The sequence below is a fragment of the Flavobacterium sp. genome, assembly GCF_049240005.1.
Classification (GTDB): Bacteria; Bacteroidota; Bacteroidia; order Flavobacteriales; family Flavobacteriaceae; genus Flavobacterium.
The window spans coordinates 1-17,010 of the sequence record NZ_JBMLTK010000129.1; the positions used below are offsets into that span (position 1 = coordinate 1).

A 17,010-nucleotide genomic window follows, 5' to 3' on the forward strand; every position below is an offset into this window, starting at 1 on the left:
TACGTAGTGACGTTTGCCGTTTAACGTATCGGTTTTTGGGGAAGTTAGTCCCGATGGCTATCGGGATTGTGACGTTCACCCTTAACGTATCGTTTTGTCCTACTGAACCCACGGACCAGCGACCGGAGCCTGAGCCTGTCGAAGGCTGGTTTATAGAAACTAGTCCCGATAGCTATCGGGATAGACTCCGATGAGTTCCCACCTAACCTATCTTTTTGCCCTACATAACCCACGTATCTTCGGTGCCTGAGCCTGTCGAAGGGTGGTGCCTGAGCTTGTCGAAGGGTGGTGCCTGAGCTTGTCGAAGGCAGAGAAGAAAGACTTTTTAGTATTAAGATTTGAGTCCCGAAAGCTATCGGGAAAGTCCCGATAGCTATCGGGATTACGATGTTCACCATTTTACGTTTCATGTTCCCACCCTAACCCAAGTATAGTCGGAGCTTGATCCTGTCGAAGAGCGGTGCAATTTTTCAGGCGATTTGATACGTTCTGTGTTTTCCTCAACAGCTAAATTTCCCGCCTAATTCTGTGCGGTTCCGTGTTTTCTGTGCGAATAAAAGCTAGTGTATGATCTTGTAGAAGGCTTACCGCAAAGTTCGCAAAAGGGAAATTTTTCGCTTCCGATAGCTATCGGAATTCCATTTTTTCCATTTTTTCTATTTTTTCTATTTACAAACCTTTTAGTATTTTGCAACTGTATTTATAAACGCCAAATAGCTTTAGTATGAAAAAAAAGGAACTGTACTCCGCTCGTTTTTCTCGTTCAAACCGCACATTTTTCTTCGATATTAAAGAAACCGTATCGGGAATTGTTTACCTGCAAATTTCGGAAAGCAAACTCGTAGATGATCAATTTGAACACCAACGACTAAGCGTCTTTGCTGAGAGTTTAGACAATTTTATCGACGAACTTGCTAAAGCGAAGTACGCCCTACGTAAAATTTCGGAACAACAACATTCAGAAAAGAAACGGAAAACTCAAAAAAGGTAATTGCTGTAATATTTTTAAACCTTCAAGGTTCCGCATAATTGCTCGATAGCTACAACCAGTAACTCGACGTCTAGGGCTGCATCGGCCAAACGTAATTTTGCCTGGGAGAAGTTGTTTTGAGCGGTGCGATATTCAATAGCTGAGACCGTTCCGATTTTAAACTTATCGTCGGTGATTTCTAAGTTTCGGGCTGCAAGAGTTTCATTCTCACGCTCAACTCCTAAACGCTCAATCGCAAACAGATAGCGAGAAAAAAGCTGATCAAACTGCGCTTGTAATTGCACAAGCACTTGATCTTCCGCCAGACGTGCGATTTCGACTTGAGTTTTAGCTACGCGCTCCAACCGATTTTGGTTAAAGCCATCGAATAAGTTAAGACGGGCGGTAAAACCGTAAGTGAAATTTCGTCCTGTTGACTCGGTAATGAATCCAAACGGCGTTTGATTTCGGATTAAATTGTAACCCGTATTTACACTAAGTGTCGGATACCGCGAGCTTTTCGCCTGTCGAAGTTGCTGCTCGGCTATCCGCTTGTTTATTTGTCCGAGTTGCAAAGTTGGATTCTCTGCAATCATTTTTGCTCTAAGCGCTTCTTTATCCAACGTAATCAACTGCTGCGGTAGGTTTTCAACGGCGAAATCTACAAAATCGCGTCGGCCTAAAATGCCCGATAAGCTAACTTTCGTATCGCTCAATACTTGTTGTAACTCGAGGCGTTGCGACCTGTCGGCGTTTAAATCAACTTCAGCGTTAAGCACTTCTAAACGTGCGGCTTTACCAATTTGAAAACGCGCTTGAACAATGCGTAAACGTTCTTCCGACACGCGAATCACCTCATCAAGCGTAGCAACTTGCGTTTGCAGCACCGATACGGTAAAATACGCATTGTAAAGCGCCGCCAATCGATCGAGAACAGCTGCTTTAAACTCGGCAGTTCCTTGATTACGGATTTCGGCGAGTTCTTTTTTGCGAGAAAACATTCTAAAACCATCGAAAACGGTCCAGTCGAGCGCAACTCCGTAATTGATGTTTAGGTTTTTAGCACCGTCGATTTCAATTTCATTTCCGTTGGCTTGCGATTGCTTTTGGTTCAAAACCGTGTTGTTATTGGTAACTACAGCGGCAATTTGAGGCAACATTCCGGCATTTCCTGCAGTAACGTTTAACGAATCGACTACCGCTAACTTCTTCGAAATATTGATTTCAAAATTAGCCGACAAAAGCTCGGCAACGGCTTTATCTAGGGGCAAAACTTGCTGACTAAAAGTTTCAGGCACAGCGAGGCCGAACAAACTTAAATACAGCACAAATACAAGTTTTCGCATACTTAATCTTTAAGGTTCTGAAATTCTGGACGTATCACTCTTTTTCGTGACCACATATAATACACGGCCGGAATTACATATAAGGTTAAAATCAAAGAAAAGATGGTTCCACCAACAATTACAATTCCCATTCCCATACGGCTTTTCGAGGCGGCGCCTAAAGAAATGGCAATCGGCAAGGCTCCGAGAGCGAGCGTCAAACTCGTCATTAAAATGGGTCGCAAACGCGATTCCGAAGCTTCCATAATGGCTTCCCATTTTGATTTGCCTTCTTCTCGCAATTGGTTCGCAAATTCAACAATTAAAATGCCGTTTTTCGTTACTAATCCAATTAACATCACCGTTCCAATCTGACTGAAGATGTTCCAAGTTTGACCAAACAACCACAGCGAGAATAACGCTCCGGCTACAGCCATCGGAACCGTTAAAATGATGATAAACGGATCGATAAAACTTTCGAATTGCGCGGCCAAAATCAAGAAAATAAGCAACAGTGCCAATCCAAATGCAAAGCTGGTGTTCGAATTACTTTCGGCAAAATCGCGACTCTCACCACCTAAATCGGTTGTAAATGTATCGTCGAGTACTTTTGCTTTCGCGGCTTCCATCGCGGCAATGCCGTCGCTCATACTTTTGCCGGGCGCTAAACCCGCGGAAACGGTAGCCGACATATAGCGGTTGTTGTGGAACAATTGTGGCGGACTACTTTTTTCCTCAATCGAAACCACGTTATCCATTTGGATTAACTGTCCGCTGGCATTTCGCACATAAATAGACGCTAAATCGATGGGCGTATCGCGATCGGCTTTATCAAATTGTCCGATTACTTGATATTGCCTGCCGTTCATCAGAAAGTAACCAAATCGTTGCCCGCTAAGCGATAATTGTAAAGTTTGTGCAATATCTAAAACCGAAATTCCGAGCGATTCGGCTTTTTCGCGATCAATAGTTACGTAGATTTCTGGTTTGTTGAATTTTAAATTCACATCGGTGATAGAAAACGTTGGATCTTTGGAAATTTCTTCCATAAATGCCGGAACTTTCTCCTTTAACATATCGAAATTCTTGGCTTGAATAATGTACTGCACAGGCAAACCACCACGCCGATTCACGGAAATCGTTGGTTGTTCCGAAACGGCTGTCTTGATGTCGGAATATTTCTTTGTCCATTTCGTTAAATCTTGCGCGATATCTTTTTGCGCTTTTGAATCGCCGCGTTCATCGGGTTCCAGTAGTGATAAACGCACAAAACCACGGTTTACAGCGCCAGCGCCAAATCCGGGTGAGGTAACAACTAAACTCACTTCCTTTTCAGGAATCGAATCGTTGATTAAATTCGCAATTTCCTGCATCGAACGGTCCATGTAATCGTAGGTTGCGCCTTCTGGCCCGGTAATGTTCAGAAGAATCATACTCCGATCGTCGTATGGTGCCGTTTCTTTAGGTAAGATTTGATAGAATAAATACGATAATCCTAAACATCCGAGTAAGATCGGGAAGCTCAACCATTTTCGCTTCATAAAACCCTCTAAACTCTGGTGGTACGAACGATTCAAATTCACGAAAAAGGGTTCGGTAAGTACATAAAATTTACTGCGTTTTTGTTCGCCGCCCTTCATCAAATAGGCATTAAGCATGGGCGTTAGGGTCAGCGACACAAACGCAGAGATAAGAACTGCGGCACCAATTACGATTCCGAATTCCCTAAACAAACGACCAACAAATCCTTCTAAAAAAATCACGGGTAGAAAAACCGCTGCCAAGGTTATGGAAATGGAAATTACGGCAAAGAAAATTTCGTTACTTCCTTTAATAGCGGCTTCCACGGGTGTCATCCCCTCCTCTACTTTTTTAAAGATATTTTCGGTAACTACAATTCCATCGTCAACAACCAAACCTGTAGCTAACACAATTGCCAATAAAGTGAGTACATTGATCGAAAAACCGCACAAGTACATGATGAAAAAGGTGGCGATTAGCGAAACGGGAATATCGATAAGCGGTCGGAACGCAATGGCCCAGTCGCGGAAAAACAAATAGATAACCAGCGTTACCAGAAGTAAAGCAATGATTAATGTTTCGGCTACTTCGAGAATGGCTTTTTTGATGAACAAGGTTTGGTCGATTGCCACGTCGATTTCAAAACCTTTTGGTAAATCTTTCTTAAACTGTTCGTATTGCTTATAAAAAGCTTCGGCAATATCGAGGTAGTTTGTTCCGGGTTGTGGAATTAACGAAAGTGCTACCATGGTTTGTCCGGAATCACTCAAACGTGTTTCTAGATTTTCGGCTTCCAAGCTGGCATTTCCTACGTCGGCAAAACGAACGGTTTGCGTTCCCGAATTTTTGATAATCAGATTCTCAAAATCGGTTTCCTTCTCTAAATTACCGAGCGTTTTCACGGTAAGTTCGGTGTTTGCGCCTGTTAATTTCCCGCTCGGCAACTCCACATTTTGGCTGGTCAATGCGTTTTGTACGTCTTGAACAGTAAGACCGTAGGCGGCTAATTTCACAGGATCAATCCACAATCGCATGGCGTATTTTCGCTGTCCCCAAATTTGAACGCTACTAACGCCGGGAATGGTTTGTAGTCGTTGCGCTAAAACGTTGTCGGCATAATCGGTGAGTTCCAACACGTTTTTCGAATCGCTTTTCATCGTCATTGTTAAAATCGGATCCGAATTCGCGTCGGCTTTAGAAACCACGGGCGGTGCTGTTAAATCTTGCGGCAGATTTCGAACGGCTTGCGAAACTTTATCGCGTACATCGTTTGCCGCTTCTTCCAAGTTTTTATCGAGATTGAACTCTATTGTTATGATACTGGTTCCTTGCGCGCTGGTACTGGAAATATTTCGAATACCGTCGACGGCATTAATTGCTTTCTCGAGCGGTTCGGTGATTTGCGATTCGATGATATCTGCGTTTGCACCTGCGTAGTTGGTCTGTACGGAAATTTGAGCGGGATCGATCGATGGAAATTCCCGAATTCCCAAAAAGGTGTATCCGATTATTCCGAAAAGTACAATCAATAAATTGAGTACAATCGTAAGAACCGGACGGCGGATACTTAGTGTAGAAAGACTCATTTTTTAACGATTGCTGGTTTAACTAAACTACCTTCTTTTAAAGCCATAACACCCGAAACAATCACTGTATCGCCTGCGGTTAAACCCGAAGCTACAGCAACTTTTTGGTTGTCGCGACTAATACTTTCGATTTGCTTTTCGGTGGCTTTTCCGTTCTTAGCCACAAAAACTTTCTGGCCGTTTTGAATTGGAATTACAGCTTCTGTAGGAACGAAAATTGCTTTTTGGTTTTCACCGATATTTAGCAATACATCGGCAAAGGTTCCCGGAAACAGTTTTCCTGTTTTGTTATCTGCTTTTGCACGGATTTTCATGGCTCGCGTTTCGGTGGCAATTTCAGGTTCTATGGCGTAAATACGCGCCGTTAATGTGTCTTTGATTCCAGCCACCCGAAATTGAATGTTGCTGTTATTCTGCAGCAGCGAACTGTATTTTTCTGGAATGGCGAAAGTAAGTTTCACCGTATTCGATTGCACTAATTTTCCGATTAGCGTTTGTGGAGTTACGTATGCACCTTTGGATATCGATCGCAGACCAATTTTACCCGAAAACGGCGCGATAATACTTGTTTTTTGAATTTGTGCGCGAATGAGTTCGGTAGCCGATTTTGCCATTTCAAAATCCGAATTTGCTACGTCTAGCTCCTCTTTGCTGATGGCTTCTTTTTCGAACAGCAATTTGGCTCGTCGCAAGGTTTCTGATGCCAACTTCATTTTTGTTTGTGCCGAACCGAGTTGTGCACGCAAATCGACATCGTTAATTTTAATCAAGAGTTGCCCTGCACGCACACTGCTGCCTTCTTCAAAGTAAATTCCGGTAACGATACCCGAAACTTCCGGACGTATTTCAATGGTTTCGTTAGCTTCAATGTTTCCAGAAACGGCAAGTTGTTCTGAAAATGGTTCGGCTGCGGCTATAATTGCTTGAACGGGAATGGGTTTATCTGATTTTGGACCACCGCCTTTTGAACCGACATCGGCTTCTTTATTTGCATTTATTCTACTGACAATAAGATATATAAGAAGTAATCCAAGAACTACAAATACAAGGTTTTTTATCTTCATAAACGAGATAGGATTTTTGAGATTGCAAAGAAACAGGCTTTTTTGCAGTCCGATTTTGTATAATTTACAGATGCGACGTTAATTAAATCTAAAAAATTCAATTAGCTGGCCTAATTCGCGAAGCAAAGGTGCAAATAAAAAATCCGCCTAAACCTGAGCTGCAATCGTTTTTAACTATTGCAAGATTAGTTTAGACGGAGGTATTATTTTTCTATTATAGGTAATAAAAACGCAGGATTTAAAAATAAAATTCTGATTGTTATAGATTTACTTACCGCTATAAAATATCGTGATAATCGGCATTTTTTTGAATAACTGCTTTTGCGAACGGACACAGCGGTAAAATTTTTATTTGCTTTTCTCTTGCGAAGTTTACAGCTGCTGCCACCAATTGCTTTCCGGCATTCTGACCTTTAAGAACTTCGGAAACGGCAGTATGATCGATAATTATTTTATCTGAGCCCGCCCAAACATAGGTCATCTCGGCTTCTTCTTTTCCGGCAACTTCAATGAAGAACTTGCCTTTTTTACCATCGTCGTGTTGTTTTATTTCCATGCTGTCATTGATTTAGTGATGGAAAAGTACACAGAAACAATCAGCCGAAAGTCGTCGTTAAAAGAAATTTATGACTGTCCATGATTTAAGCTACTGACTTTCAGCATTTTTCAAACACTTGCTTTTTGAAGTCGGATTGTGAACGTACTTCCTGAACCATAATCGCTTTCAACGTTGATGCTTCCACCTTGAGCCTCAATAAATTCTTTACTAATTGCCAAACCCAAGCCTGTCCCTTCTGTTTCGGTACCCGGAACGCGAAAATACCGGTCGAAAATTTTGTCGATATACTGTGGAGCGATTCCTTGTCCGGTATCTTGAACGGCAATCGCTAAAGTAGTAGCTGAATCGAAAATGCGAATCGTAACCTGTGCATTTTCATGCGAATATCGAATGGCATTCGACACCAAGTTAGTAAGTACCCAAGCGGTTTTTTCATGATCAATCAGCACTTTACTGTTTTCAGTAGTATCAGAAAAAACCACTGCTATTTGTTTCTGTTCTGCCTGCGTTTTGGTAGCATCTATTGCGTAACGAACAATCTCCGACGGCTGCTCGGGAAAAAGCGTTAATTGAACATTTCCACTTTCCACCTGGGTAATATTGAGCAATTCGCTCGTTATTTTTAGGAGTCGGCTTGTATCGTCTTTTATGCTGTCGACTAGATTCTTTTGCTCGGGATTTAATGTTCCAATTTGTTCGTTTTCGAGTAATTGCAGACTCATTTTTATCGAAGAAATTGGCGTTTTGAATTCGTGTGAAACCGTTGCTATAAAGTTTGTTTTAGCCGAATCGAGTTCTTTGTATGAAGTTACATTTCGCAGAAAAACGACGTGTCCGACTAGCTTCGATTCGGCTTCGCCCGTAGGTTGTATTGCGATTGGAATAGTTTCTTTTTCAAAATAACTTTCTTTGTTTTCGGCGAAGATTTTCATGGGAACTTGACGCTTGTACGTATCGGTTTGCGCGAGTTCTAAATCCTGAATAAGCGTTCGAATTAAATCGTTTGAAACTGCTAAGTCCTTTGCAGGTTTACCGATGACGTCGGCAGTTTTTAAACCAGAGATTTTAATAGCTTGTTCGTTTGCGAAAATGATTTGCATTCTTTCATCCAGACCAATAACCGGATCGTTCATGTTGTTGATGAGCGTTTCAATCCGGCGTTTTTCCATCATTAACTTCGCTAAATTGCTGTTGTTGTACTCTTCGAGCTTTTCGGCCATCGTGTTAAACGATTTTGCTAATTGGCCAAATTCGCTATGACTTTCAAAACGAACCCGTTGCGAATACTGCTGTGCGGCGATATTTCGAATGCTGTCGGTAATTTCCCGAATCGGATTGGCAATGTGCGAAGGTAAATTCACCAAAAGGGTAAAAGCAATTACAAAGCAAAGCGTTCCCGTTATCGCAATCCAAGTAATAGCCTCGTTGGCTGTGGTGCTGGCAATCTGACTCTTACGTGCGATGGCTTGCATGTTCAAATCCATTAAAACATAAATTCCCGCTCGAATATCACTTTTAATAATATCTTGTTCTGAGCTGTTTTTCAACGCATTAAACTTGACGCGAATTAGGTTTGTTGCCTCGCGTTCACCGATTTCAGTGATGTTCTTTTCCTGATTTCGAAGATTGGTTTCAAAGATATCGAGCGCCACTTCCGAACGATCTTCCAAAGAAATGAGCATCGTTCTACAATACTCGAGTGTGTTGTAATTTGCGTCGAGTATAGATTCGGTATCGGTTTTAAGTGCATTGATGTTTCGTGCGCCGACTAAACTCAACACCACAATCAAAATAAAAAGTAGGCCTACACCTAACGTAAGTTTGGTTTTAATTTTCATCTACGAAAGTATAACGAGATCGATATGACTGGACGACAACTTCTTAAGCAACTGATTAAAAATATTGGTCGACAAAATAATGCGCAGCAAGCTAAAGTGTGGCTTTCCGATACAAACGGTAGTTATTTTTCGCAATTCAGCTTGTTCGATGATGGTTTTGGCAACCGAAGCACTTTCAATTTTAATGATGTCGGCTTTTAATTCGGTTGCTAATTTAAAATGATTGATTAAATGTCGTTGCTTGTCGAGCGGTATTTTACTCGGACTTTCAGCCGGCGTTTGCACATACAGCACGTACCATTTGCTGTGGTAGTAATTGGCCAGACGCGCGGTTTTTCGGATTACAGTTTTGGCTGTTTTGTCGTTACTGCTGATACACGCCATAAAGCGCTCGTGTTTTATGGAATTTGGTTTGGTAATTTCAGTTTCAACTTTTCGTTCGACTTGCGAAGCGACTTCCTTGAGAGCGAGTTCGCGGAGCTGCAAAATATGTTCGCTTTTAAAAAAATTATTGAGCGCCCAAGGAATTTTCTCTGCGGTATAAATCTTCCCCTCTTTCAGTCGCGTGATCAATTCATCGGCGGTTAAATCGATGTTTACGACCTCATCGGCTTGAGCCAAAACGCTGTCGGGCACACGTTCTTTAACATCTACACCAGTGATTTCCTTGATTTCCTGATGCAAACTTTCAATGTGTTGAATATTCACCGCCGAAATAACATTAATTCCGGCGGAGATTATTTCAAGAACGTCTTGCCAGCGCTTTTCGTTCTTACTTCCTTCCACATTGGTGTGCGCCAACTCATCAACAATAACCACTTCAGGCCGTAAATTAATGATTGCCTGCACGTCGAGTTCTTCTAATTCTTTGCCTTTGTAGAAAATTTTACGTCGCGGAATCAGTGTTAAACCCTCAAGTAATTCGTGTGTTTCTTTGCGGTTATGCGTTTCGATAAAACCTATTTTAACATCGATACCGTTCGTCATCAACGTTTTAGCTTCTTGCAGCATCCGATACGTTTTACCTACACCGGCACTCATTCCGATGTAAATTTTGAACTTTCCCTTCCGAGATTTTTTAATCAAGTCAAGGAAATGCTGTACGGTTTTATCTTTTTCGGTCATATCAAAAAGAAAATGCTAAAGCTGTGGTAATAAGATAGTTTTGCGGAGCTGGAGCATCATCGTAGGTATAAATCCGATCTTTAGAACTAAATCCGCGTGCTTCGATACGCCAAACAGCATTGGTCGTAATTTGATAATCGTAATTTACAGAGTAACTTGCCGTTTGAAAACCGTTTGGTGAAGTGGTAGCGATAATTACTTGATTTTCATCGTTGTAATATTCGGCCCGTGCAGCGTGTGTCGACTTTGAACTCAGCGCATATTTTCCGATTAAAACTGGCGAATACCACGAGTGATAGGTTTTACTTTTTTTGGCTGTTTGCTGTGCGCCAATATCAAAACCGGCAATCAATCCGAATTTATCTGTGAGTTGAAATTGTCCGTAGAAGTTGTGGAAGTAGCGCATTTTACGGTCAATATCCGGTGAATCGCTTCCCACAAAAGAACTACTATTGAGCGTAACTTTCGCATTGGGTTTGAAGGTAATTTGGTGTCCGAACGCTAACGTGTTATTGCCTTCCACACGCTGAATACGTTGCCAACCGTTTAGCAACAAGCCACTTACAAACCATTTCCCTGACGGGGAAGTATAAGAAACCTTGACACCACTTTCGTAATACGGAGAATTATCGGCGAGAATACTGCGCGTTAGATTCCAACAGTCTTTTCCAACGGCACTTTCAAAACCGATGTGCGAAGCAAAAATCCCTGCATCGATCCACAAATTTTTGTTTTCGGATAGCTTAACTCCGACGTTTGCTTCAAAGATGTTCTGCAAAGTAGGCGACTCGGAAGCTAGGTTTGCATCGGCATACGTTCCTGCCATCACAGCTAAATTTCCGCGTAAGCGCTCAGATGAATACGCAGCCTTCACAAATCCTAAATTCAGATTTACTTCGTTGTGTTTGTTGTGGGAATACACTCCCGCTGGACGCAGATGATCGTCTGGATTTGCAAAATCGTAACCGTAGTAGCTTTCCAGATATCCGCTAAATGTTAGGTTTGAAGATTTGGAGTCGGTTTGCGAGTACAAACTTCCGCTTAGCGCGCAAAATATAGGTAAGATTAATTTTCTCATGATTTTATTTCAGCTTGTCGAGTGCTGCGTTTAATTTAACAACGTTGATTTTTGTGGTTCCGAAAACACCTAAAAACGGCTTTTCGATATGTGCTTCGACCAATTTTTTCAATTTTTCGATTTCAATGTTACGAACTTTTGCGATGCGATTAACTTGAATTTGTGCGGAAGCCACAGAAATATTGGCATCTAAACCACTTCCGCTCGCCGTAACTAAATCCGAGGGAATATCGCTCTTTTTTAAACCTGGATTATGAGCCAAAAGTGTATCAATTCGGGCTTTCACAGTTGCTAAATACTCCGGATTTGAAGGTCCTTTGTTGCTTCCGCCCGAAGCTGCTGCGTTGTAATCGACTGCTGATGGGCGCGACCAAAAGTAACGATCAGTCGTAAATGTTTGTCCGACATTTTCATAGAAGCCTGACTCATTTTTGGCAAAAGCTATGTCTTCCGGAACTAATTTAGAAATTCCGAGAATAGAAAAAATATAGAGTCCGCAGAACAAAAAGGCACAAACGGCAGTTAGGCGCAACCCAATAAGAAATGGTGTTTTCATGGTGTTTTTAGATGAAGAGTGAAACTAAAAGATCGATGGCTTTGATTCCAATAAAGGGAACGAGAACGCCTCCGAGTCCGTAAATCAATAAATTTCGTCGAAGTAATGCGCTGGCACCAATTGGATTGTACGCTACTCCTTTCAGCGCAAGCGGAATGAGCATAGGAATAATAATGGCATTAAAAATCACCGCAGATAAAATCGCACTTTCGGGACTTTGCAATTGCATGATGTTTAGCCCTTGCAAAGCCGGAATGCCCATAATGAACAAAGCGGGAATGATTGCGAAGTACTTTGCCACGTCGTTTGCGATACTGAATGTGGTTAAAGTTCCTCGTGTCATGAGCAACTGCTTTCCGATTTCCACGATTTCGATTAATTTGGTTGGATCGTTATCTAAATCGACCATATTTCCAGCTTCTTTGGCCGCTTGTGTTCCGCTATTCATAGCTACACCCACATCTGCCTGAGCTAAGGCAGGAGCGTCGTTGGTTCCGTCGCCCATCATCGCTACTAAGCGACCGTTCGCCTGTTCTTTCTTGATGTAGTTCATTTTATCTTCGGGTTTTGCTTCTGCGATAAAATCATCGACGCCCGCTTTTTCAGCTATGAACTTTGCCGTAAGCGGATTATCGCCTGTAACCATTACCGTTTTGATTCCCATTCTGCGTAAGCGCTCGAATCGTTCTTGGATTCCGGGTTTAATAATGTCTTGAAGTTCTACAACACCAAAAGGAATTTCGTTTACCGACACAACCAAGGGCGTACCACCGTTAGCCGAAATGGCTGTTACTTGATCGAGAATTTCTTTAGGGAATTCATTTCCAACAGCTTCACACAATTTCCGAATGGCATCGGCAGCACCTTTTCGAATACGTTTGTTTCCCAAATCAACGCCACTGCTGCGCGTTTCGGCGGTAAAGTTTATAAAACGAGCTTCGGCAGAATAAAAATCGTGTTTGCTGACATTTGCCAATTCGATAATCGACTTTCCCTCGGGCGTTTCATCGGCCAATGAACTTAAAACTACCGCTTCTTTAAAAGCATCGTCTGAAACGCCGATTGCTGGATAAAATCGCGTTGCTTTTCTGTTTCCGATGGTAATCGTTCCTGTTTTATCGAGTAGCAATACATCGACATCGCCCGCTGTTTCTACGGCTTTTCCACTTTTGGTGATTACGTTGGCACGAAGCGCACGATCCATACCCGCAATTCCGATTGCAGATAAGAGTCCGCCGATCGTCGTTGGAATCAAACACACAAAAAGCGAAATAAATGCTGCGATGGTGATTGGCGTATTGGCATAATCGGCAAAAGGTTTTAAAGTTACGGTTACGATTATAAAAACGAGTGTAAATCCAGCAAGTAAGATGGTTAGCGCAATTTCGTTCGGAGTTTTTTGCCGACTTGCGCCTTCCACTAAAGCAATCATTTTATCGAGAAAACTCTCGCCTTGTTCGGTAGTTACGCGCACGATAATTTTGTCGGAAAGCACTTTTGTTCCGCCAGTCACTGAACTTTTATCGCCACCAGCCTCGCGAATTACCGGAGCCGATTCACCAGTAATGGCGCTTTCATCGATTGTGGCTAAACCTTCGATAATTTCACCATCCGCAGGAATGATATCGCCGGCTTCGCAAATAAAGACATCATTTTTTTGGAGATCAGACGATTGAATTTCTTCTAGTTCAACTTTATCCGAATTCGTAAAATTCCGTAAGCGTTTTGCCGGCGTTTCAGCACGTGTTTTTCGCAAACTATCGGCTTGTGCTTTCCCACGCGCTTCGGCGAGAGCTTCGGCAAAATTGGCAAATAACAGCGTAAGGAAGAGGACAACAAAAACAGTTAAATTGTACGCCAATGAGCCTTGAGATTCTGCGCCAGCGATAATCCACAAACAAACTGCAAACATCACAGCAGTTCCGATTTCGACGGTAAACATCACCGGATTGCGAAACATTTTGATTGGATTGAGTTTGATGAACGATTGTTTTAAAGCTTCTATTAAGAAAGCTCTTTCATATAAAGATACATTTTTTGCCATGAGACGTTATTTAGACATTGAAAAATACTCGGCGAGTGGACCAAGAGTTAGCGCTGGGAAAAAGGCTAGCGCTGCTAATATGGCGATTACCGCGAAAGTCATTAAACCGAAAGTTGCAGTATCGGTTTTCAGCGTACCAGCGCTTTCCGGAATGTAGTTTTTTGAAGCCAGAATTCCGGCGATGGCAACGGGCCCGATGATGGGAAGATAGCGTGCCAACAGCATAACAATTCCGCAGGTGATATTCCAAAATGGTGTGTTGTCTCCTAAACCTTCAAAACCGCTGCCGTTGTTAGCACTAGACGAGGTAAACTCGTATAACATTTCGCTAAAGCCGTGATAACCTGGATTTGCCAGCCAAGCGGAATATGTATCGGGATCGGAAGTAAATACCGCGCTTGCCAGAGCCGTTCCGGTTAAGATTAGCAGCGGATGTAAAAGCGCAATAACCATAGCAATTTTCATTTCTTTGGTTTCGATTTTCTTTCCAAGAAATTCCGGCGTTCTTCCGACCATCAAACCACTAATAAAAACCGCAAGGATTATGAAGATATAGAAATTGAGAAATCCGACTCCCACTCCACCGAAGAAACAGTTTACCATCATTCCCAACATCGCGAATGAACCTGTTAACGGCGTTAGGCTGTCGTGCATAGAATTTACGGATCCGTTGCTGGTGCAGGTAGTGAAAATGGCCCAAGTGGCCGATGCTGCAGAACCAAAACGAACTTCTTTACCTTCCATGCTTCCGAGCGGCTGACTCACGCCAAGATCCGCAACAGCGCTATTTCCTTGCATTTCAAAATAAACCGACGGAAGCGCTAATAGCAGAAATCCCAGTGTCATTACACCAAAAACTATGTAAGAGAATTTTCGCTTATTCACATAAATTCCCATTGCGATTATCAGTGCCATCGGAATTAACAAAATAGATACAGTTTCTACGATATTGGTAAAGTAGTTCGGATTTTCCATAGGGTTCGCCGAGTTCGGACCGTAAAATCCGCCTCCGTTCGTGCCGAGCTGTTTGATGGCAACGAAAGCTGCAACCGGACCACGGCTAACTTGTTGTTCGGCACCTTCGAGAGTTCTTACGGTATCTTTTCCATCGAATGTCATTGGAGTTCCGTTAAAAACCAAGATTGTTGCTACGATAATCGATAAGGGAAGTAAAATTCTGGTGCTGCTCCGTACGAAGAACGCATAGAAATTGCCCAGCGTTGTAGTGCTGCGCTCCCGCATAGATTTGAAAACGGCTGCACTAATAGCAATACCGCAGGCTGCGCTGATAAACTGCCACAACATGAGCAGTAACTGTCCGAGATAAGAAAGTCCGGTTTCGCCCGAGTAATGCTGAAGATTGGTATTGGTAACAAAACTTATTGCAGTATTGAAAGCCAAGTCGGCCGACATGGAAGGATTATTATCTGGATTTAGCGGTAAATTACTCATGTTTGTTAGAACGAGCATGGATAGGATAAACCAGGTAACGTTAATGGATAGTAGGGCTACAAGCTGCTGCTTCCAGGTCATTTCCACGCAAGGATTTATACCTGAAAGTTTGTAGATTACTTTGTCGAGCGGATTAAAAATTCGATCAAGCCAGGTTTTCTCGAAGTTAAAAACTCTTGCGATGTAGCTACCGAGCGGAAATGCAAGTATTACTACGGCTACAAACATTAAAAGCGCTCCAAATATTTCTGAATTCATAATTTTATATTGAAGTGTTTTTAGAATTTTTCGGGTTTAAGCAGCACATAACACATATATACGAATGTGGCTATTGCGATGATGAAAAGTGCTAACATGGTATTTAGATTTTATCGAACCAGTCGATTGATTTAAACAAAACGGCGTAAATGATTACGCCAAGCGCAGTGAAAAGTAAAACTGACATGATTTAGGGTTTTAGATTTAGAAAGGAACTGGAAGGGAACATTTGAAAAGTCGCTCTTGTACGACCAACCATTGTAATTCGATTTTTCATTTGAATTAATTTAGAATGTTCGGAGTTTGGCAAAAAGCTCTCCGTTTATTCAACATAAATATAAAATACTGAATTACAATTACTTAGAATTTATCGGAATAGAACTTAATGTAAAAACCCTATCATTTTGAAAGGGTCAGTCGTATCGTTTTGCAATTAACTTTCTTGATGCCAGCCTTTCGAAATACCGACCGCATAGGCACATAACCATTTACTTTATACAAGTAAACCTATATGTCTATGTGGTTTAAAATACCGACCACATAGGCACATAACCAGTTATTTTATACAATTTAACTTATGAGTCGATGTTGTTAAAATACTGACCACATAGGCACATAACCACTTACTTTAGAAAAGTAAACCTATATGTCTATGTGGTTTAAAATACCGACCACATAGGCACATAACCCGTTATTTTATATAAGTAAACCTATGTGTCTGTGTGGTTTAAAATACCGACCACATAGGCATATAACCACTTACTTTAGACAAGTAAACCTATGTGTCTATGTGGTTAAAATACTAACCACATAGGCACATAACCTGTTTAAGCATATGTGCCTATGTGGTTGAAAATACTGACCAAATAGGATCATAACTAGTTATTTCATACAAGTAAACCTATGTGTCTTTGTGATTGAAAACTTAACACATAAGCGAACAACTCTGTAGTCCAAATAACATAAAATACTGGTTAACTATTCGGTGTACATTAAAACCAAACAAGCGAGTAACCAACTTGTTCAAGTCATAAGTGACGATTGTTCATTACTAAAACGATTGTTTCGAAACGAAAAAAGTGCAGTTAATCCGGCAGGTTCCTGTAAAGCTCTGTTACAAATGTCTTTTGACCTTCGCGAAATAAATTAACCACATTGAAATTAATCAAGATGCCTTTCGGAGATTGTAGTAGTTTCAAATAGGAAATAATTTGCGCTTCGTGAACAGGCAAGATTCTTTCTACTGCTTTGATTTCTACTAAAAGTGTATTTTCTATTAGAAAATCGCAACGCAAATTAGCATCTAGTTCTAATCCGTTGTAAAAAACAGGAACATTAAACTGCGAGGTGTAAGAAATTTTCCTCAAACGTAATTCGTGCTCTAAACATTTTTGATAAACTCCTTCGATAAGGCCAGGTCCTAATTCGCGATGCACTTCAATCGCAGCACCTATAAAATCGAAAGTCAATTGGTCGAGGTAAGTTTTACTGTATGGCATATATAAATATTTTGGATTTTAAAAATAAAAAACTATTTATCACCTGCAAAGACTTACCTTTTTATTTTTTTCATTTCAGATCGTATTCTTGGATTTTGCGATACAGCGTTGTTAGTGCAACTCCGAGTAATTCAG

At 41.5% G+C, this 17,010-nt stretch carries 13 protein-coding genes; 1 reads left to right on the forward strand and 12 read right to left on the reverse strand.

Features of this window, described 5'->3' with window-relative positions; all coding sequences use genetic code 11:
* Positions 1-724 precede the first annotated feature (724 nt).
* Complete coding sequence (locus ACOVQQ_RS12935; RefSeq protein ID WP_421818560.1) at positions 725-991, forward strand: DUF3276 family protein; 267 nt, start codon at positions 725-727, stop codon at positions 989-991.
* Positions 992-1,005: 14 nt separating this feature from the next.
* Here ACOVQQ_RS12935 and ACOVQQ_RS12940 read toward each other — a convergent pair whose 3' ends face one another.
* The 12 genes from ACOVQQ_RS12940 to ACOVQQ_RS12995 form a co-directional block, all read right to left on the reverse strand.
* Positions 1,006-2,316, reverse strand: a complete 1,311-nt coding sequence (locus ACOVQQ_RS12940; RefSeq protein WP_421818561.1) for a TolC family protein — start codon at positions 2,314-2,316, stop codon at positions 1,006-1,008.
* A gap of 2 nt (positions 2,317-2,318) precedes the next feature.
* The gene (locus ACOVQQ_RS12945; protein WP_421818562.1) at positions 2,319-5,402 is read right to left on the reverse strand and encodes an efflux RND transporter permease subunit; all 3,084 of its coding nucleotides are present in this window, start codon (positions 5,400-5,402) and stop codon (positions 2,319-2,321) included.
* Entirely contained in the window at positions 5,399-6,466 is a 1,068-nt protein-coding gene (locus ACOVQQ_RS12950; protein WP_421818563.1) for an efflux RND transporter periplasmic adaptor subunit, read from the reverse strand. The genes ACOVQQ_RS12945 and ACOVQQ_RS12950 overlap by 4 nt, the downstream gene beginning before the upstream one ends.
* 277 nt (positions 6,467-6,743) lie before the next feature.
* Positions 6,744-7,022 (reverse strand): GNAT family N-acetyltransferase, encoded by a 279-nt coding sequence (locus ACOVQQ_RS12955; RefSeq protein WP_298146490.1) that lies wholly within the window; start codon positions 7,020-7,022, stop codon positions 6,744-6,746.
* 110 nt (positions 7,023-7,132) lie between these two features.
* A complete protein-coding gene (locus ACOVQQ_RS12960; RefSeq protein ID WP_421818564.1) occupies positions 7,133-8,863 on the reverse strand; it encodes an ATP-binding protein in 1,731 nt (576 codons plus the stop codon).
* A complete protein-coding gene (locus ACOVQQ_RS12965; RefSeq protein WP_421818565.1) occupies positions 8,864-9,988 on the reverse strand; it encodes a sensor protein KdpD in 1,125 nt (374 codons plus the stop codon). It lies immediately after the preceding gene.
* Position 9,989: 1 nt separating this feature from the next.
* Positions 9,990-11,066 (reverse strand): porin, encoded by a 1,077-nt coding sequence (locus ACOVQQ_RS12970; RefSeq protein ID WP_421818566.1) that lies wholly within the window; start codon positions 11,064-11,066, stop codon positions 9,990-9,992.
* 4 nt (positions 11,067-11,070) lie between these two features.
* Complete coding sequence (gene kdpC, locus ACOVQQ_RS12975; protein WP_421818567.1) at positions 11,071-11,622, reverse strand: K(+)-transporting ATPase subunit C; 552 nt, start codon at positions 11,620-11,622, stop codon at positions 11,071-11,073.
* A 7-nt stretch (positions 11,623-11,629) separates the two neighbouring features.
* Complete coding sequence (gene kdpB / locus ACOVQQ_RS12980) at positions 11,630-13,666, reverse strand: potassium-transporting ATPase subunit KdpB (RefSeq protein WP_421818568.1); 2,037 nt, start codon at positions 13,664-13,666, stop codon at positions 11,630-11,632.
* A 6-nt stretch (positions 13,667-13,672) separates the two neighbouring features.
* Positions 13,673-15,376, reverse strand: coding sequence for a potassium-transporting ATPase subunit KdpA (gene kdpA, locus ACOVQQ_RS12985; RefSeq protein WP_421818569.1), 1,704 nt, complete (start codon positions 15,374-15,376; stop codon positions 13,673-13,675).
* 20 nt (positions 15,377-15,396) lie between these two features.
* Positions 15,397-15,474, reverse strand: coding sequence for a potassium-transporting ATPase subunit F (locus ACOVQQ_RS12990; RefSeq protein ID WP_366094963.1), 78 nt, complete (start codon positions 15,472-15,474; stop codon positions 15,397-15,399).
* 987 nt (positions 15,475-16,461) lie between these two features.
* On the reverse strand, positions 16,462-16,875 hold the full coding sequence (locus tag ACOVQQ_RS12995; protein ID WP_421818570.1) for a GxxExxY protein: 414 nt from the start codon (positions 16,873-16,875) through the stop codon (positions 16,462-16,464).
* Positions 16,876-17,010 lie beyond the last annotated feature (135 nt).